This window comes from Methylotuvimicrobium buryatense 5G (assembly GCF_000341735.1).
Classification (GTDB): domain Bacteria; phylum Pseudomonadota; class Gammaproteobacteria; order Methylococcales; family Methylomonadaceae; genus Methylotuvimicrobium; species Methylotuvimicrobium buryatense.
Genome location: NZ_KB455575.1, coordinates 4,732,413 through 4,750,384 on the forward strand (window position 1 = coordinate 4,732,413; position 17,972 = coordinate 4,750,384).

Genomic DNA, 17,972 nt, shown 5'->3' on the forward strand with positions numbered 1-17,972 from the left:
GGCTCTGCCATGACGATGTAAAGAAATTTAAACATTATTTAAACTTGATTAATCCATGGAAACGCTGATTGCTCTTATTCAAACTCATATTGAACACGCTCATTTTATTATTTTCGGATCGCTGCTGTTGGCAGGCCTCAATATTCCGGTATCCGAGGATGCAATGCTGTTTATTTCAGGGGTGTTGGCAAGGCAATACCCGGATCAATTGCCTTATTTATTTGCCGCGGTCTATCTAGGTGCTTACGGTTCGGATTTGATCTGCTATAGTTTGGGGCGATTCGTCGGGCCTAAAATATTACATATTCGTTTTTTTGCTAAAATGGTGCCGCCGAAAAGAGTCGAAATGATTCACGCATATTACGAAAGTCACGGTATTGCAACGCTGATACTAGGTCGCTTTATTCCTTTTGGGGTTAGAAACGGGCTGTTTTTGTGCGCGGGGCTAGGCAAGATGAGTTTTATCAAATTTGCATTAGCGGACTTATTGGCTTGTACGATTTCGACGATTGTTTTTTTCTCGCTGTATTATCATTACGGTAAAGCCGTCGTGGTGTATGTCATGCAAGCGAATATCGTGGTATTTATCATCGCGGCAATTGCGGGAGGGTATTTGTTTTTTTATGTAAAACAAAGGCGTAGCAGGCGTTAAAATCGTTAAAATATTTAGGATTGGGTCAAAACTCATAACTTCAGGAAGTTATACCCGTCGTAGATCAAAATTCGGCGCCTGGGTGTCCGCCAAAGGACGCCGTGAATACGTCCATGTAGGCTCTATGCTGGCAAAGCCTTTGTCGGACACCCAGGCGCCTCCTCTAGCACTGCCGAAATATGAAGTGCGAAAGGTATATTTATCGCGAAATCCTACCTAATGAGATTTTTCGTTATTTTAGTGTAATTCGTGGGGAAAATGCTTTTTATTTGGGATAATGGACGTCAAGCCCGTCGGCCTATTCATATATAAGAATGTTTAACATATAACCAAAGCATGAAAAAACAGGATGCTGAAATTAAAGGCGAGCCTCGATCGCTTGAGGATTGGACAGCAGTATTGCGCGATCGGGAAATGCCGGTATTTTCAGATACCGTGCAGAGTATCAACTACATCATAGAGGACGAAAAGAAAGGCGCGATGGAACTTGCCCCTGTGATACTTCAAGACCCCAATCTAACGGCAAAACTATTAAAGCTAAGCAACAGTATCTATTACAACCCTTCGCGAAAACAGATGGTGACCGTATCTCGGGCTATTGTGATTCTCGGTATCGAGGTCATTCGAGAGCTGACACTGGCTTGCTCGCTTTTTGAAGCGATTTTGTCGCCGAACAACAGGCGCCGCGCCAATGAAGAAATCGCCAAGGCTATTCATGCGGCGGTTCAAGCCAAGGCTTTGGCGATCGCGGCGAAAGATCCTTCGCCCGAAGAGGTTTTTATCGCGGCGTTGCTCAAAAATATAGGAAGCATCACCTTTTGGTGTTTTTGCGGAGCACAGGGCGATAGAATTCAGGCTTTGCTGAAAAACGGCCTAAGCAACGAAGCGGCCGAAAAGCAAGTATTGGGCTTCAAGCTGGCTGATTTGGATATTTCATTGTGCAAAACTTGGAATTTAAAAGGCTTGATCGAAGCGGCTATTAAAAAAAGCACTAGAGACGTCGATCCGCGGGTTAAATTCGTTCGCGTCGGTTGCGAAGTCGTCGAAGCGTTACGAGAAGGAGTCGGTACGCAAAGTTATTACGCCTGTGTCGAAAAAATCGAGGCCATGACCGGACTGTCGAAACAAGCGATTGAGGCGAGTCTCCGTAAAAATACCGACATTGCGGCAAATATCGCTTGTCATTTCGGCGCAACGGAGGCTTCGAATTTAATTCAACATAATGTTCGGCAAAATTCCGAAGCGAATGCGTCGGCGCAAAATGTGGATCGAAAGATGTTGCAATTTCAAATTTTGCAAGATATCACCACAATATTGAGTGGAAGAATCGATATTAACCTGTTGCTTGAAACCGTATTGGAGGGTATTCAACGCGGAATCGGCATGGATCGAACCATTTTCGCTCTTTTGACAAAAGATAAAAATGCATTGTTGGAGAAAGTGGCTTTGGGTTGGCGTAAGGATAGTTATTTACAAAAGATTCGCTTTGAGCTTAGTCAGTCTCCGCCTAATTTGTTTTTTCAAGCGATTACCAATCACGAGGGTTATTGGGTAAACCCGAAAGAAAACGAATCTTTGTATAGCGCAAGCGATGTTAAGACGATCGGTAAACAGCCTTGTTTATTGATGGCTGTTTGTTCAGGAGATAAACCTATCGGCCTAATTTATTGCGATCGCGCCTACAGCAATTTCGAATTGACCGAGGATGATCTCAAGGCGTTTAAGCATTTTGTTCAACAGGCCAATATTGGTCTATCTCTCTACCGTATGCAAGCGAGGTAAGGATTTCGTGATAAATAACGTCCTGTAATTATGAGTTTTGTAGCGGGTTCGGTAACTCGCTTGACAGCCCGGCACCTAAATTATCCAAGACAATTAATCATGGCCAATGAGCTATGGTATTTAGGTGATGGGTTCAAGGCGTCCTTTGGCGGGCACCCCGGTGCCGAATTTTGATCTTCGATGGGTATGACTCCCTGATCGATATACTAGCCAAAAAAATCACGACACCTCCTTAAAATATGGCTCTTTCAGTTCGATAAGTATGGGATCTGCAGAACCGTAAAGGTATCGTCGATCTCCGCTGAATGGGTTCCGGCACGAGTAATGGCATGTTTGCCCATTCACAAAGGGAAGGCAAAAAAAAGAGTTGGAAAATTCTCTTTTCCAACTCTCAAAGCACGGAAGCATTAGGGGGAAATTGCTTCCTATCGGCAAGAACTTAATCTGATGGGATGGTCTCCGCAATCAGTTTTTACTTATCGAACGTCAAATTTTAGTATTGGCGTATAAAAACGCCGTGGTGTTCTGGAAATATGGCTCATGCAAAACCCGCATGTCAGCTCTCCTTGGCATTCCCTCATCTAGCGGGTCAAGCCTTTAGTTTTACGATGCCGTTTACGGACGCTGCAGTGCCTAAACGTGGTTTGCAAATTGTCTTTCGTGGCTGATGCGATTTGTTAATCGGGAGAGCTTATAAGACGATTATGGCAACAAATGCCGCGCCGAGCGAGCAACCGGAAATCATTTTAATTTTTTTACTAAACGGTAATTCCTGCCAGTTTAATGTCGCCTGTTCGCGGGTTTTAAACCACCAATCCGGAAATTCGGTTTTGGCGTTGAAATATAAGCGCTTTGAATAGCGATACAACCAATAACCGGCACCGATAAACAGACCCCACATAATGTAAAACACGATAACCTGAGTCGTGTGTCTACTGGTATGAAAAAGATGCTCGACAACTTCATCTAGTGCTAATTCAAGCACTTCAAACATGCCGATTACAATCGATTCAAGTAACCAAAAAGCGGCTCCGGGCATGATTAGGATAGCCGTCAATACGGACATAAAAATTGCGATTTTTATATTGGTCGATAATGTCATGTCTGCTTTACCGTAAAAAAGTTGATTAATCAAAATACATATCGATTTTTTCGCACTGCTTTAAAAACTAAGATTCGAAAATAAAGCGTAAGCTGTTTTTTGTATGGATAGTATTGTATCGATACTTCCTTTCATCAACCTTTCACGGAAATTGGTGGTTTATTTCAGGACAGCAATGCCCAATTTGTGGATCAAAAGCTGTGAGGTGTTCTTGCCGATGGGCAAAAATCGACCGATAGCCCCTGTGTTCTCTAATGCACTGCCGAAATTTGAAGTGTGAAAGGTATATTTCATGTTGTTGATAGCCGTTGGGCGCAGGTGAATTTGATGGTAGTTCGCCGTCTTTACATCGCCAAAGGTGTTTCGTATCTTCAAGTTGAGATGTTTTATTGAACGGTCAGGATTAATTAGCCTTTGCACATATTGAAAAGTCGCATACTATCTCTTGTTTTAATTCAATGTTTTTTGTGCCGACTGAATAAGCCGGTTACTTGATAAGATAGAGTGATTTTCATTAGTGGGTGGAAAAATAAAATGAAAGAAGACTTATCCAATACAGAGCTTTCAGTATTAAAAGCTATCGATGCTTGGCATGAGCATATTCGGCCGCTATTTGAAAATGATAAGGATTGTCCCGACTGTCCTAAACGTTTTATTTATGGATGTTTTTGTAGCTACGAACGATTGGTTATCGAGCAATCTTTAGATGGTTTGATCGGAAAAGGTATTTTATCTCAGATTCAATGCACTAAGGATTCCACGGAATATTGTTACCGGGTAATGGTGAATGTTAAGGATCAATAAGGGTAAGTATTTAGCGATTTAATGACTGCTAGTGCTTAATTGCGTTAATCAGCGAAAACTGAAAGCACTTTATAATCATGTTGTTATGATTGGTTTTTGTATCGCTTATTTGTGAAATTAAGCACTAGCGGTGAATAGTTGGCTCTGCCTTGCTCTTTCATAAAGCATCGAATTTTAAGACAGCGTTTAAGCTATTGCGGGCTATTCCAATCCCCCATACGACTACGGAGTAATTATGGGTCCACATTATCTCAGTCGATTTTTTACGCCTAAAACCGTTGCCGTCATCGGCGCTTCGGAACGCATCGAAAGCGTCGGTCATCGGATTTTAGCTAATATGCAGGAAGCCGGCTTTAGGGGCGGTCTCTATCCTGTCAATAACAAACGGAAGCAAATTTCCGGTTTGAAAGCCTATCCCAATATCGATGCGGTACCAGACAAGATCGAGCTGGCCGTTATCGCTACACCGGCATTGACCGTGCCGGACATCGTACGGCAGTGCGGCGAAAAAGGCGTGGATTCGGTGGTGATTATTACCGCGGGTTTCGGCGAACTGGGTAGTGAAGGCAAGCGTTTACAACAAGAAGTGCTTGATATTGCCCGTCGGTACGGTATCCGCATCGTCGGTCCTAACTGTCTCGGCATTATTCGTCCGAGCGGGCATTTGAATGCGACCTTCGGCAGCGGGGTGATCAAGGACGGTAATCTAGCGTTGCTTTCTCAATCCGGTGCGGTTTGCACCGCCATTTTGGATTGGTCGCAGTCGCAGGATATCGGCTTTTCAACGGTTGTCTCGATGGGGGGGGCTGCCGATGTCGATTTTGGCGAGGTATTGGATTATCTGGCGCTCGATAGCAAGACGACCGGCATTCTAATGTATGTCGAAGGTATCCGTGATGCACGGCGTTTTTTGAGCGGTTTGAAGGCTGCGGCTCGCTTGAAACCGGTGATTTTGATTAAATCGGGGCGCCATGAAAGCGGCAGCAAGGCGGCAATGTCGCATACCGGCGCGATGGTCGGCGGCGATGATGTATTCGATGCGGCGATCGAACGGGCCGGCGTGGTGAGGGCTTACAGTATTGCACAGCTTTTTTCGGCGGCGCGGGTACTGGCCAATAATTATGTCGTCAAACAGAACCGTCTAGCGATTATTACCAACGCCGGAGGCCCCGGGGTGATGAGTACCGATCGTGCAGAGGAAACCGGCGTGGCGATGGCTGGTTTGAGTGCGGCCAGTCTTGATGCGTTAAATAAGGTGTTGCCGGTGCATTGGTCTCATGCCAACCCGATCGATATTCTCGGCGATGCGACGCCGGAACGCTATAAACAGGCGCTCGATATTTGTCTGAAAGACGAGAACATCGACGGCGTGCTCTGTATTCTGACGCCGCAGGCGATGACCAATCCGACGCAAGTCGCAGAACTGGTTATTGAAGCGGCCAAAACGACACGGAAACCGGTGTTGGCGTCCTGGACCGGCGGAAAGCGCGTCGAAGAGGGGCGAGCTTTGTTCGATAATAGCACGGTAGCCCACTTCGGTACGCCTGAAGTCGCTGTCGATGCATTTTCGTTTCTGGCGCAATACACACAAAACCAAATTCTTCTCAAACAGATACCTAGTGCGGAAAATGAGCTGGCGACGCCCGATATCGACGGCGCTCGCTTGATTATCGAGCGGGTATTGGCCGAGAGCCGCGAAATTCTGACGACTCAGGAATCCAAGGCGATTCTAGCCGCTTTCAGGATTCCGGTTTCGCAGACGATTAAAGTCGATAGTCCAAAGGATGCGATGATCGCGGCCGAGACGATGGGTTTTCCGGTCGTGTTGAAAGTCAACATGTCCGAGTTTAGTCATAAGTCCGATATCGGCGGCGTTCGCTTGAATATCTCGAGTGCCAAGGATATTTCGCATCATTTTCAGGAAATGGAGAGTCTGATCAAGCAAAAGTATCCCGAGATCGACAAAGTAATGATGACGGTCGAGCCGATGCATAAGTCTTTCAATGGGCGCGAACTTATGATCGGCGTCATTCGCGATCCGGTTTTCGGACCTGCGATCAGTTTCGGTTTAGGCGGAACGATGGTTGAGATTCTGCACGATAAAGCGGTGGGTTTACCGCCCTTGAACGAATATATGGTCGAGAAGATGATTGCCAAGACTAAGGCGGCTAAGTATCTTCAGGCTTTTCGTCAATTGCCGCCGGTCAATATGAAAGCCTTGGTCAACACCTTGCTGAACGTGTCGAGCATGGTCAGCGAATTATCGGAAATAGTGGAGCTCGATATCAATCCATTGATTGTCGACGATAGAGGGGTGATGGCAGTCGATGCGCGGATCAAGGCCTGTGTTTCGCATCAGTTGAGCCCCTATAGCCATATGACGATTCATCCCTATCCGCATGAGATGATTCAGCATTATCAATTGCCGAACGGCATGAATATTTGTATTCGCCCGATTCGTCCCGAGGATGCCGAGATGGAGAAGGATTTTGTACATAAGCTATCGGAGCGCTCGAAATATTTCCGGTTCATGCAAGCGTTGCAGGAGTTGACGCCGGATATGGTGGTGCGTTTTACGCAAATCGATTATGACCGTGAAATGGCGTTTATAGCTGTGACCGAAGAACAAGACGGAAAGCCTAATGAGTTAGGCGTCGGCCGTTACATGGCTAATCCGGACGGGCATTCGGTCGAGTTTGCTGTCGTGGTCTCCGATGAGTGCCATGGAATGGGGATAGGTTCGAGGATCATGAAGACGCTGATGCAGGCAGCAAAATATAAAGGGATATCATTTTTTGAAGGCGAGGTGCTTGCGATTAACAAGCCGATGTTGTCGTTGGTTAAAAAACTCGGCTTTACGATCGAGCCCATTCACGGCGATAGTGAAGTCGTTAGAGTCGTGAAGGACTTAAGGATGTGAGATATACCCATCGTAGATGAAAATTCGGCCTCGGGATGCTCGTCAAAGGACGCCGTAAATACGTCCATGTAGGTAAAGCATTTACCGAGCACCCCGAGGCCTCCTCCGGCACTGCCGAAATTTGAATTGCGAAAGGTATAAGATTATTTGCCCTGAAGAACTTGACGGTAGTTGGGTAAATTAGATGGTTTCCGGCTCAATGGGCTTTTTGTTCTTGTTGAATGACGGCATCGTCTACCGAGTGGGCTGAAAACCAATTGTTCGCGATACGTTCGTGTAAAAAAGCCAGTTTCGTTTGTAATTGATCGAGGATATTGCGCAATTGCAATTGAGTGGTTTGCCGCGTGTCGATCGACTGCACAAAGTTTTTCAGGTCGGCGACATCTTCAGGCAGTTTATCGTGATTAGGCAATTTACCGATGGCGTCGGCCATTTCGTAAAGGCAGCAATTAATCGAGCGCGGCAGCGCGCTATCCAATATCAGGTAATTTAACACGTCGTCGCCTTTGATTCGGCTGCGTACATGGCGGCGATACATCAATAGCGCATTCAAGGACTGCAACACATTCATCCACAGCAGGCTTTCATATTGGCGCATTTCATCGCTGCGCGATTCTGACAGTAATAACGAACTCAAGTCCAATATCCGGCTAGTCATGTCGGCCCGTTCGATGTTTCTGCCGAGCAAAATGAAATGGTAAGGATGGTCGTGGCTCATATAGCCGGAAAGTAGACCGGTAAATCGCTGGCAACCTTCGAGGATTTCATTCAGAAATAAAACCCTCATGCGCCGGCTCGACACCGAATCCAGATGTTTTTTAGTATATAAGTAAAGTTCGTTGACTTGTTCCCAAGCTTCGTCGGGCAATAGCTCGCGTGTCGTGCGAATATTTTCGCGGGCAAGGCTCAGGCATGAAAAAAGGGAATTTCGATGGCCGGGATCCGTTAATAGAAAGCGTGTAACATTACGCTCTTGAGCCAGTTTGTAATGTTCATGAAAGGCCTCTTGACAACCGTTGATATGGATCAATTGTTGCCAGCCCATCTCGACCCCTTTGGGCAGGTCCATTAATAAATTCATGTGTACGCTAACTAGACGAGCAAGATTTTCGGTGCGTTCCAGATAACGGGCGAGCCAATAGAGGCGTTCGGCGGAGCGTGACAGCATTAGTCGTTCTCCCGGTTGATAATCCATGTATCTTTACTGCCGCCGCCTTGAGAGGAGTTGACGACCAGCGAGCCTTTTTTGAGCGCGACGCGGGTGAGTCCTCCTGCGGTGACAAAGGTTTTTTCGCCTTGCAGTATGAACGGGCGCAGATCGATATGGCGAGGCTCTAAAATATCCTTACATAAAGTCGGCGAAGTCGAAATAGCTAGCGTGGGTTGGGCTATATAATTGCGAGGATTTTTGAGAATGACCTTTCTAAAGGCCTCGACTTCCTTTGCGGTTGAATGAGGCCCGACCAGCATGCCGTAACCGCCGGATTCGTTAGCAGGTTTGACGACGAGTTCGGCCAGGTGTGCGAGGACATAATCGAGATGTTCGCTGTGACTGCAGAGATAGGTTTCGACATTAGGCAAAATCGGTTCTTCATTCAGGTAATAGCGTATCATTTCCGGTACATAGGCATAGACGACCTTGTCGTCGGCAACGCCGGCTCCCGGTGCATTGGCAAGTGCCACATTACCGGCTTGCCATGCGCGCATTAGGCCGGGCACGCCCAATACCGAGTCTTTGCGGAACACTTCCGGATCAAGAAAATCGTCGTCGATACGTCGGTAAATCACATCGACTTTTTCCGGTCCTTCGATCGTGCGCATGTACACGCAATCGTCATCGTCGACCATCAGGTCGCAGCCTTCGACCAATTGTGCGCCCATTTGTTGGGCCAAATAGGCGTGTTCGAAATAAGCCGAATTATAGATGCCGGGTGTTAATACCGCGATTTGAGGACGTCCGTTTTGATTCGGTGCAATCGACGATAACATTTCAAGCAGTTGTGTCGGATAGTCGTCGATCGGCAGAATATTAATGTCTTGCAATAATTCCGGAAAAACGCGCTTAGTAATGACACGGTTTTCCAGCATGTAGGAAACACCCGATGGCACTCTGAGGTTGTCTTCCAAAACATACATCATGCCGTCTCGGTCGCGCACCAAATCGGTGCCGCAAATGTTGGCCCAAACGTTATGTCTAGGCTTCATTCCGATGCATTCCTTACGAAAGTTTTTCGAGCTGTTGATGATGTCGCCGGGAATCAGGCCTTCCTTGATAAAGGACTGTTTGTCATAGACATCGCTAATAAAGTAATTGAGCGCAGATAAGCGCTGTTTAAGACCTCGTTCGATGATGTGCCATTCTTTTGCATCGATGATCCTAGGAATGATATCGAAAGGCCAAGCCCTATCGATATTGCCTTCGTCGCTATAGACGGTAAACGTAATTCCCATTTCCATGATTGCCAGTTCGGCGGCGGTTTTGCGTTTGTCGATATCTTCCTTATTGAGTGTATTCAAGTACTGGCATAGATTGTAGCTGACCGCTCGTGGTTGAAACTCCGAATGCATCAGTTCGTCGTATGCGTTTTCGGTTTTGTAGTTTTCCCAAATGCTAGGCATAAAAATTCTGTTTCTTAAAAAGGGGGGGCTAAGAAATAATAAGCATAAAAAGTGCCAGTTAATGAAAAGAAGAGGCGCTTTCCTGGTATATTTCAGAATTGAATAGTGATCAAAAAACTTACGAACCAAAGATAGGACATAGTCAATAATACACCCTTTATAATGAAATTTTGGTCTCGATTTAATAGCGTGCGCTGGCAGAGAGACATTTTTTCATTTTTAAGCACTGGCCGAATTCTATAGTTGTCTCATTATCAGTAACGGAAATTGAACTACGATCAATATGGTGGGGGCTTAATTGTCCAAAGTGATGCGTGCCAATTTATTTTTTGTCCATATTGGTGCATTCAATTCCCGTGCGTGTCAATGCGATCGCGCGAAGTAGACGTGCAAATTAGTGAACCGGTAAGCAGAATGTTACTGAACGCATTGCATTTTTTGTTAAGCGTGCATTAAGGTTGCGGGTTGGTTTTTTTATACCTTTCGCACTTCAAATTTCGGCGATGCTTAAGGAGGCGCCGGGGTGCTCGGCAAAGGCTCTATGCCAGCATGGATGCTGGCATAGAGCCTACATGGACGTATTCACGGCGTCCTTTGACGGGCACCCCGGTGCCGAATTTTGATCTACGATGATGATATAAGAAAGTTTCGGTTTGAATGAGGCGTTTGATGCAGCGGTTTTTATCCTTGTTATTCATAAGGTTATTGGGTAGAGTTTTGATGCCGGCAAAGTTGGTGTGCGGGTTTTTGCATGGATTCTTTATAGCTTTGATATGTAATGCAAAATTTCTGCATGCTGATTGTGATAATGGAAATTAGTAAACTATAAAATAGGAGAAAAATTTATGCGTAACATTAAACTGTTCGATTCGGGTGAACATAAATTCGTATTATTGAATGAAAGCGAGCCTGGCGAGGAGGAGGGAATTCGTTCCAATCAATATCTCGTCGTGCATGGTGATAATGGTGTTTTGCTTGATCCGGGCGGATTCGGAGTGATGCCGAGCGTGCTCACCGAATTGTTGCGCTACATCAAGACCGAACAAATTAAAGCGATTATTTTGTCGCATCAAGACCCCGATATCGTCGGCGGCTTGTCTACTTGGTTGGAGTTGACCGATGCTCCAGTATATGTATCCAGCATCTGGCTCCGCTTTTTGCCGCACTATGGTATTGCCAGCATGGCTCAATTTGTTGGGGTTCCGGATGCGGGAAAGCAGTGCCGCTTTGCTGAAGATTTTGTATTGCAATTGGTTCCCGCGCATTTCTTGCATTCAGAGGGTCAGATCAATGTCTACGACCCCATAGCCAAAGTGTTGTTCACCGGCGATATTGGTGCGGCGATGCTGCCTGTCGATGTCGAATATGAATTTGTCGACGATTTTGCCGCGCACTTACCTTACATAGAAGGATTTCACCGTCGCTATATGGTTTCCAACAAAGCCGCGCGTCTTTGGGTCGATGCCGTATCGGTTTTGGATATCGAGATGCTGGCTCCTCAGCATGGACCGGTTTATCGAGGACGGGCCGTAGCAGATTTTTTGAATTGGTTTAAGACGCTTCAATGCGGTGTCGATTTAATGACCAGAAGCGGGCATTTCGAGATGGAGAGCCGAAATGCGTCATGATTCTGGTAAAGGCGCGCCTGCTTATCCTGATCATATCGAGGATTTGCGTGTTCGCTTGATGAACCAGCTTTTTTCGCTTCTTGAAAGTCAAACGCGAACTCGAAGTTTCGCATCTTCAATCAGCGCTTTGGTGCGCCGTGTCCATGGCGAGATTCTAGAAAATTTTGAACAAGTCCTGGCGCGTATCGACGATCCTGTGACCGTTGGGATGTTCCGTAAAGCGATCACGGATTGTCAAAGCCTTGATATGGCCTTCGAAAAGCTGGTCGATGAAAGGCAGCGCCAATGGTATAAAAACGGAAAATATTTGAAATCGGTAGTCGACGAATTGGGTGAAACCACCTCTTATTTGGCTTCGGTGTTGGTTGAAAAGGGGTTGCTCGAACGGCAGAGCCAAGTGTTGGAAAATATTATCTTTTCGCATGAGAAAGTATCGCAATGGAAAGAGTTTGTTCAGGAGATACTGATCGGTTTTCATGAAATTTTTCCGTTTAACTTTTTCTTTATTGCGTTTGCCGAAGAGCATGGCTTGTCCTTGTATTTTTATTACATGGGGAATTACTCCGATGCGGCAAAACAAGAAGTTCGCGGCCGTCTTGCCAAAGACATGCTCAGTCAACTTGGCTTACCGGAGAATGCGTTACTCGATATCGAAGAGTATGAAATTCCCTGTGAGTTTAATTTAATCGATGTCTGCGATATCAAGATGATTACCGTGCCGGTTCCGGATCAGGCTTACGGTTTGGATGGGCTTTTAGGCATTGCCTATGCATCGGTTAATACGTTAACGGCCCAAGAACAAGCAATCGTTCGTTCTTTGTTGTCGGTAATGGTGATGGTGGTCGGGTCTAGCAAGGTATTGAGCCGAACGCTGTCCGAATTGGAATATTATTCGATACATGATCCTTTGACCGGGATTCATAATCGCCGTTATTTCAACGATATGCTGGAATACGAGATTGGGCGATCGGAAAGGCATAAGCATCAGTTTTCGGTGTTGTTGCTCGATCTTGACGATTTTAAGGATATCAACGACTCGTACGGGCATCCATTAGGCGATGAGGTGTTGAAAATAATCGCCGAATCGATTACTTCTCATATGCGCAAGGGTGATATTGCAACGCGTATGGGCGGTGATGAATTCGCAATCATTCTGCCGGAAACTTCGCCGGAAGGCGCTAAGGTCGCGGCCGAGTCGATTCGGGCCAATTTGCAAAGCATTGCGTTCAAAACGCCGACAGGAAAGGGTTTTCATATTACGACATCGGTCGGCATCATTAGTTATCCGCGCGACATGCAGACTGTCGAAGATTTAATGTCGGGCGTCGATGTGGCGTTATATAAAGCCAAGGGCTTGGGTAAGAACGAAGTTTGCGAATTCGATGCGGCCGCACATTTGACGCAAATCATGCGCGATAGCCGTTCGTTTGTCGAAGATTTACGGTTGGCGCTTCGAGAAGAACGCATCCAGCCTTATTTTCAGCCGATTGTCGATTGCAAAACCGGTGAAGTCTTTGCGTATGAGTCGGTTGCTCGTTTAATTGAAACCGATGGAAAAATTACAGCCGCCGGTCAGTTCATTGAAACGATCGAAAAATACGGTTTGGGCCGCGAATTGGACCGGATAATGGTGCGTAAGGTCGTCGAGGCCAATAAAGCGATTATGCAGACGCAGGGCCGACCGAAACGCTTGTTCATCAATTTATCGGCTCAGGAAATTCAAGGCCGCGGTATTTTAGGCTATGCGGAGGAGTTATGTGCGCAATTGGAGGTGCCGCCGAGCAGTATCGTGTTCGAAATTCTTGAACGCGACGCAATAGGCGATATTACGCATATGGGGAAATTTCTAACCAATCTACGCAAAAAGGGATTTGCATTTGCTTTGGACGATTTCGGGAGCGGTTATAACTCGTTTCATTATTTGCGCGAATTACGCTTCGAATATGTCAAGATCGACGGCGCTTTCGTGCGCAATATCGTTAATTCCAAGATCGACCGGGCGCTGGTGCGCAATTTGTCGAATTTGTGTCAGGAGCTCGATATCCTGACGATCGGCGAGTTTGTCGAGTCCGAGGAAATCTTTGATTTACTGAAAAGCATGGGGATCAATTTCGGACAAGGATTTCATATCGGTTTGCCGCTCGATAGTTTGCCGGATAGTAAAATCTGAAGCCGGGTGTTTCGATGAAACGCAGTGGGATAGAGGGAGCTGGAGTTCGAGTCGGCTCTGCCGCTATTCCGTTCCGCTTCATCGAAGTTTAAACGGCTGGCTGCTTGGTTACTGAGTATTGTCCTTTTCGACGGCTTCGTCCAAGCGCTGCATGATGTCGGGGACTGCGCTAATGACTCGGTTCCAGCTTGGCATGAATGGGGTTTCCATTGGGTTGTCGAGAAAAGAATCGCCGGCGCGCATAATATTACGAGTAAACAATTCGACGGTTTTTTCCTCCTGGTGCCGATCCAGCTTCAATCCGTTGATACAGGCATCGTTGTAGTACGCTTCGATCGCATCTAGCGCGGTTCGGTAATAAGTCGCTTTTAGGGTTCGAAACGTTTCTTTGTTAAAAATTACGCCTTGCGTTGCCAGTTTGCGGTAAATCGCCTTGGCGATGTCTGTGCTCATTCTGGATAGTCCGAGGCTGGCATCTTCCTCCGATAGCTCTTGATGTTTGTGATCGTAAGCATCGGCAATTTCCACTTGACAGATATGATTGCTGGAGTGATTTCGGTAGATTTCGGATAGTACGCCGATTTCCAGTCCCCAATCGCTCGGTATGCGGATCTCCTTGAGGCTGTCGACGCGCGTTGCGAACTCGCCGGACAAAGCATAACGAAAACTGTCCAAATAATTGAGATAATCCATATTGCCGATGACTTGTTTTAGTGCTCTGATCAGCGGCGTGACTAATAGGCGGCAGACCCGGCCGTTTAGTTTGTTATCGGCAACCCGGTAATAATAGCCTTTGCAGAATTCATAATTAAAGCTGGGGTTGGCGACCGGGTAAAACAGTCGAGCCGGCAGTTCCCGGTTATAGGTCAATATGTCGCAGTCGTGTAAGGCGACTGCTTCCGCTTGGCGCGAGGCGAGAACATAGCCGTAACAATACCATACGTTGCGCCCTTTGCCGGGTTCGATCGGCGCCAGTCCTTCTTCGGCAAGCAATCGATCGATCGCTTGCAAATTCGGTCCGTCGTTCCATAGAATTTTATGTGGCTGCGGCAGTTTGCTGAAAAATTCGCGGGCATGGTTAAATTCGCTACGGTCGGCACGGTCCAAGCCGATGACGATCTGGCTTAAATAAGGAATTTCTCGTATTTGCTCGATGATGTTATTCAGTGCCGGACCTTGTAGTTCCGAATAGAGCGAAGGCAATACTAACGCCATTGGTCTCTCTTTGGAAAAGGCCAGTAATTCATTCTCCATTTCGGCCAGTCGGTTATGTTGCAGGCGGTGTAAGGTCGTAATCGCGCCGTTTTGAAAAAAATCACTCATAGTCGGTTCCTCCGTCGATACGTTTGAAAATAGCCTCCATCGCTTCGCGCCATCCTTCGGGGGCTTGATGTTGAGTATAGATGACTTCAGCATCAGGTTTATTTACAGCAAGAGATGTGCCTGACTTTTTGCGAATGACCGCAGCCAGGTCTGCTTGCTCGAGCATGGCTCTGTCATTTTGGCTATCGCCAAGGGCGATGCTGGTAAAGTCGGTGTCATGTTTCCGATGATAGAGCTTGATCAGTTGATGCATGGCCTTGGCCTTATCGGTATCTTGTCCTTGCGCATGAAAAAATCGGCCGCCTTTCAATAGTTTTAGCCCGTTTTCTGCAAGGGCTTTTTCGAATAGTGCTAATTCAGCATTGCCGCCTTGCCAAAGCAGCGGCTCCGAGCCGGTTCTTTGTTTGGCCATCGCTGCTTTGGTCAAGGCTAAGCCGGTCAGATTGCTGACGGCTTCGAGGCTGAGGTCGGAAAATCCGGTAAAAGGAAAGTGATGCTCGGCTTTAAGCCTCTGCAGGACGGCTAAAATTTCATCGTAATCCGGGCCTAGGCGAACTTGTGTGAGAGGTGACGTGTAATCGCTAAAAAAGTTAGCCGGAATATAAATAGCAGCCCCATTTTCGACCACAAAAGGGTCGTTATTATGGAGCGCTATTCGGATGTCGAGGATTTCGGGCAGCGTTTTGCTGGAATTTAGGATAAGCGGGATTTTATGGGCTGCGATTCTTGCAAGAACGCCCTTAGACGGTGCGAATGAGTAGGAGTCATGACCCAATAAGGTGCCGTCAAGATCTGTAAAAATGAGATAAGGATACATAATGGTGCTGGGTTTTCATGGATTTCCTGTCGGAGAGGATGGGGCATCGGTTAAAAGTCGATTGATAATTCTAACCGTAGAGTTATTGATGAAAATTGTAAAGCCAGATATTGGCTTCTTGTAATGGTTGCTTTCACCCTAGAAAAAGCATTTCACCATGAAGGTCATGAAGAATTTCCTGATTCCCACGTCGGAGCGATGGGAGCGAGAAAAATTCGGCGCCGGAGTGTCCGTCAAAGGACGCCGTGCATACGTCCATGTAGGCTCTATGACAGCATCCATGCTGTTTACGACCCAATCTTTAATCCCAATCTGCGGTAATGTCGACCAATAAGATGCGGTCGTTATCTAACCGGATTGCCAGGGTTTTACACAGTTGGTCGGTATTAAAGTCCTTGTATCGGGATGAAGCGACTGGGCGAGTTGTCGTTTCCGCTTGTTCTAATGCCAGTAGTTGATAAAAATAAGGCCGCCACGACCAATTAAAGCCGATTTGCTTAGGGTCTTCGAACCATTTTCCGAGTTTGAAATTAAAGTTTGATGAAATTTGCGTGCCTTCATTGTCACATAGATAGAATCGGAGGATGCCGCTTTTTTCGAAAGGTCGTTCCGCGAGTTCATTTAAATTGAAGTCATGTTGTAGTGCGTCTTGCAATTGAGAGATTAAATCTTTTATTAGGCTAATTCGAGAGATTTTTTTACGTTCGGTCTCAACTGTTTTTTGTAGAAATTTTTTTCGTAGTGAGGCTATATGGCGACTGTATTTTTCCGTAGGGGCGAAGTCCGGCGTAGCCTCTGAAAATAGAAAGCCCTGCATGAATTGAGCTCCGCAACGTAGACCGAAAAAAAATTCGTCGTCGGTTTCGATGCCTTCGCAAACAATTTTGCAGCCGTTGAGTTTGCCGAGCCTGGATAGCAAATGAACGACATCGCTGGCGATGCCGCCTTTTACGGCCATTTTGAATAAGCGCATGTCCAATTTGATAAAGTCCGGTTTAATGGCCATGACTCTTTCGAGTTGTGAAAATCCGGTACCGAAATCGTCAATAGCCACTTTTAAGCCGTTTTTGCGGTAAATTTTCACAGTTTCGGCGAGTTTATGCAGGTCGCCTTGGGTTTCGGTAATCTCGATGATAATGCGCTGGTGATTGATTCCTAATTCATCAATCATGCGGAGTGTGGGTATGGCATGGAGGTTATCGAGTAAATCCAGCCATGCCGCTGAAATATTGATGGCAAGATAACTGTTACCGGGTAAAAGAGTGAACTTCTCGAGTGCAAGGCGTCTGACGATGCGGTCGTATTCGATGCGTTCCGTATTGGCGATTTCAGGATCGGAAAAAAGCCCTCCGGCGGACACAATTCGGCGGTTTTCGTCGCGGCGTCTGGCCAAGGCTTCGTAGCCGACTATGTTGCCGCTGGCAGCACCGAGAATGGGTTGAAAATAAGGAAATAAAGATCGATTGTAGTCCATGTCCGAATATATGAGGTTTGCAGGAAGGGGTTTTAGCAAAGCCAATATGAACAAGCAATAGTTATACCTATTTTATTAATGTGGACGGTTTTTTTATGCTTTCGAATAAAGATGCGCCATAACCGAAATGCTTTTTTGCCGATATGGTGCGTTCAACGGTGGCGATGGGCAAAAGTGGTGCGGCGAGTTGCTGCAATGAGAGGGGTTTATCAGAGTAAGCAGGAGTATTGCGGGCGGGCGTGATGTCGCGGTATGTTTATTTCAGGTATAAAAAAACCCCCCGCCTTGTGGGCGGAGGGCTTTTTTTACGTTTTATTCTACGAAAACGTTTTTAGCCGCTTTTCTTCTTTGTTCTGCGGCTTGAACTTGAGCTTCGCTTTGACCGACAGCTTTGCTTTCAAGATGCTCGGTTTCTCTGCCTTTCAGCAAGAATACGCCGATTACTGTGCCAAGAATAAGTGCGCCTATCCACAGCCAAAAAGTATCTTTTTCTTGTGCTTCTGCCATTTTATTATCCTCTTGTTATTTTAGTAGTGTTATTAATCCCCTTCTCCTCAAAGGGGGACTCTATAAAAGTCAGTTATAGAGCTTGTTCGCCGAAATTGAATTTCCACGACGGGACAATTTTTAACATGATCGAAGAAACATGTCAAAAACTATTATTAAAAACTTTTATTTTAG

Annotated in this window: 14 protein-coding genes; 6 read left to right on the forward strand and 8 right to left on the reverse strand. The window is 46.3% G+C overall.

The features are described from left to right. The first annotated feature begins 55 nt into the window (after positions 1-55). Positions 56-652 (forward strand): DedA family protein, encoded by a 597-nt coding sequence (locus tag METBU_RS0121460; protein ID WP_017842572.1) that lies wholly within the window; start codon positions 56-58, stop codon positions 650-652. Positions 653-988: 336 nt separating this feature from the next. Beyond that, positions 989-2,434, forward strand: coding sequence for an HDOD domain-containing protein (locus METBU_RS0121465; RefSeq protein ID WP_017842573.1), 1,446 nt, complete (start codon positions 989-991; stop codon positions 2,432-2,434). A gap of 691 nt (positions 2,435-3,125) precedes the next feature. Here the strand turns inward: METBU_RS0121465 and METBU_RS0121470 are convergent. Beyond that, positions 3,126-3,536 (reverse strand): hypothetical protein, encoded by a 411-nt coding sequence (locus METBU_RS0121470; protein WP_138767200.1) that lies wholly within the window; start codon positions 3,534-3,536, stop codon positions 3,126-3,128. A 159-nt stretch (positions 3,537-3,695) separates the two neighbouring features. Beyond that, positions 3,696-3,911, reverse strand: a complete 216-nt coding sequence (locus tag METBU_RS24930; RefSeq protein ID WP_138767199.1) for a hypothetical protein — start codon at positions 3,909-3,911, stop codon at positions 3,696-3,698. 159 nt (positions 3,912-4,070) lie between these two features. On the opposite strand from METBU_RS24930, the gene METBU_RS0121475 reads away from it, so the two are divergent. Then, a complete protein-coding gene (locus METBU_RS0121475) occupies positions 4,071-4,340 on the forward strand; it encodes a hypothetical protein (protein WP_017842576.1) in 270 nt (89 codons plus the stop codon). A gap of 235 nt (positions 4,341-4,575) precedes the next feature. Continuing rightward, complete coding sequence (locus tag METBU_RS0121480) at positions 4,576-7,260, forward strand: bifunctional acetate--CoA ligase family protein/GNAT family N-acetyltransferase (protein WP_017842577.1); 2,685 nt, start codon at positions 4,576-4,578, stop codon at positions 7,258-7,260. A 196-nt stretch (positions 7,261-7,456) separates the two neighbouring features. Here METBU_RS0121480 and METBU_RS24935 read toward each other — a convergent pair whose 3' ends face one another. Then, positions 7,457-8,428, reverse strand: a complete 972-nt coding sequence (locus METBU_RS24935) for an alpha-E domain-containing protein (RefSeq protein ID WP_014147594.1) — start codon at positions 8,426-8,428, stop codon at positions 7,457-7,459. After that, positions 8,428-9,879 (reverse strand): circularly permuted type 2 ATP-grasp protein, encoded by a 1,452-nt coding sequence (locus METBU_RS0121490; RefSeq protein ID WP_017842579.1) that lies wholly within the window; start codon positions 9,877-9,879, stop codon positions 8,428-8,430. Before METBU_RS0121490 ends, METBU_RS24935 begins: the two co-directional genes overlap by 1 nt. 845 nt (positions 9,880-10,724) lie before the next feature. Here METBU_RS0121490 and METBU_RS0121495 point away from each other — a divergent pair. Further along, a complete protein-coding gene (locus METBU_RS0121495; RefSeq protein ID WP_014147596.1) occupies positions 10,725-11,507 on the forward strand; it encodes an oxygen-binding di-iron domain-containing protein in 783 nt (260 codons plus the stop codon). Then, positions 11,497-13,677, forward strand: a complete 2,181-nt coding sequence (locus METBU_RS0121500) for a putative bifunctional diguanylate cyclase/phosphodiesterase (RefSeq protein WP_017842580.1) — start codon at positions 11,497-11,499, stop codon at positions 13,675-13,677. The genes METBU_RS0121495 and METBU_RS0121500 overlap by 11 nt, the downstream gene beginning before the upstream one ends. A gap of 108 nt (positions 13,678-13,785) precedes the next feature. On the opposite strand, the gene METBU_RS0121505 is transcribed toward METBU_RS0121500, so the two are convergent. The 4 genes from METBU_RS0121505 to METBU_RS0121525 all read right to left on the reverse strand — a co-directional run bounded on the left by METBU_RS0121505 (position 13,786) and on the right by METBU_RS0121525 (position 17,798). Next, entirely contained in the window at positions 13,786-15,000 is a 1,215-nt protein-coding gene (locus tag METBU_RS0121505; RefSeq protein WP_017842581.1) for a glycosyltransferase family protein, read from the reverse strand. Beyond that, positions 14,993-15,817 (reverse strand): HAD-IIB family hydrolase, encoded by an 825-nt coding sequence (locus METBU_RS0121510; protein WP_017842582.1) that lies wholly within the window; start codon positions 15,815-15,817, stop codon positions 14,993-14,995. Before METBU_RS0121510 ends, METBU_RS0121505 begins: the two co-directional genes overlap by 8 nt. Positions 15,818-16,118: 301 nt before the next feature. Beyond that, positions 16,119-17,291 (reverse strand): EAL domain-containing protein, encoded by a 1,173-nt coding sequence (locus METBU_RS0121520; RefSeq protein WP_017842584.1) that lies wholly within the window; start codon positions 17,289-17,291, stop codon positions 16,119-16,121. 312 nt (positions 17,292-17,603) lie between these two features. Continuing rightward, entirely contained in the window at positions 17,604-17,798 is a 195-nt protein-coding gene (locus tag METBU_RS0121525) for a hypothetical protein (RefSeq protein WP_017842585.1), read from the reverse strand. Positions 17,799-17,972 lie beyond the last annotated feature (174 nt).

Excerpts from the sequence above, each read along its gene's own strand:
- METBU_RS0121525 (WP_017842585.1), bottom strand. The coding sequence starts at position 17,798 with ATGGCAGAAGCACAAGAAAAAGATACTTTTTGGCTGTGGATAGGCGCA.
- METBU_RS0121500 (WP_017842580.1), top strand. The coding sequence starts at position 11,497 with ATGCGTCATGATTCTGGTAAAGGCGCGCCTGCTTATCCTGATCATATC.
- METBU_RS0121490 (WP_017842579.1), bottom strand. The coding sequence starts at position 9,879 with ATGCCTAGCATTTGGGAAAACTACAAAACCGAAAACGCATACGACGAA.
- METBU_RS0121475 (WP_017842576.1), top strand. The coding sequence starts at position 4,071 with ATGAAAGAAGACTTATCCAATACAGAGCTTTCAGTATTAAAAGCTATC.
- METBU_RS0121520 (WP_017842584.1), bottom strand. The coding sequence starts at position 17,291 with ATGGACTACAATCGATCTTTATTTCCTTATTTTCAACCCATTCTCGGT.
- METBU_RS0121470 (WP_138767200.1), bottom strand. The coding sequence starts at position 3,536 with ATGACATTATCGACCAATATAAAAATCGCAATTTTTATGTCCGTATTG.
- METBU_RS0121495 (WP_014147596.1), top strand. The coding sequence starts at position 10,725 with ATGCGTAACATTAAACTGTTCGATTCGGGTGAACATAAATTCGTATTA.
- METBU_RS0121480 (WP_017842577.1), top strand. The coding sequence starts at position 4,576 with ATGGGTCCACATTATCTCAGTCGATTTTTTACGCCTAAAACCGTTGCC.
- METBU_RS0121505 (WP_017842581.1), bottom strand. The coding sequence starts at position 15,000 with ATGAGTGATTTTTTTCAAAACGGCGCGATTACGACCTTACACCGCCTG.
- METBU_RS0121460 (WP_017842572.1), top strand. The coding sequence starts at position 56 with ATGGAAACGCTGATTGCTCTTATTCAAACTCATATTGAACACGCTCAT.
- METBU_RS0121465 (WP_017842573.1), top strand. The coding sequence starts at position 989 with ATGAAAAAACAGGATGCTGAAATTAAAGGCGAGCCTCGATCGCTTGAG.
- METBU_RS24935 (WP_014147594.1), bottom strand. The coding sequence starts at position 8,428 with ATGCTGTCACGCTCCGCCGAACGCCTCTATTGGCTCGCCCGTTATCTG.
- METBU_RS0121510 (WP_017842582.1), bottom strand. The coding sequence starts at position 15,817 with ATGTATCCTTATCTCATTTTTACAGATCTTGACGGCACCTTATTGGGT.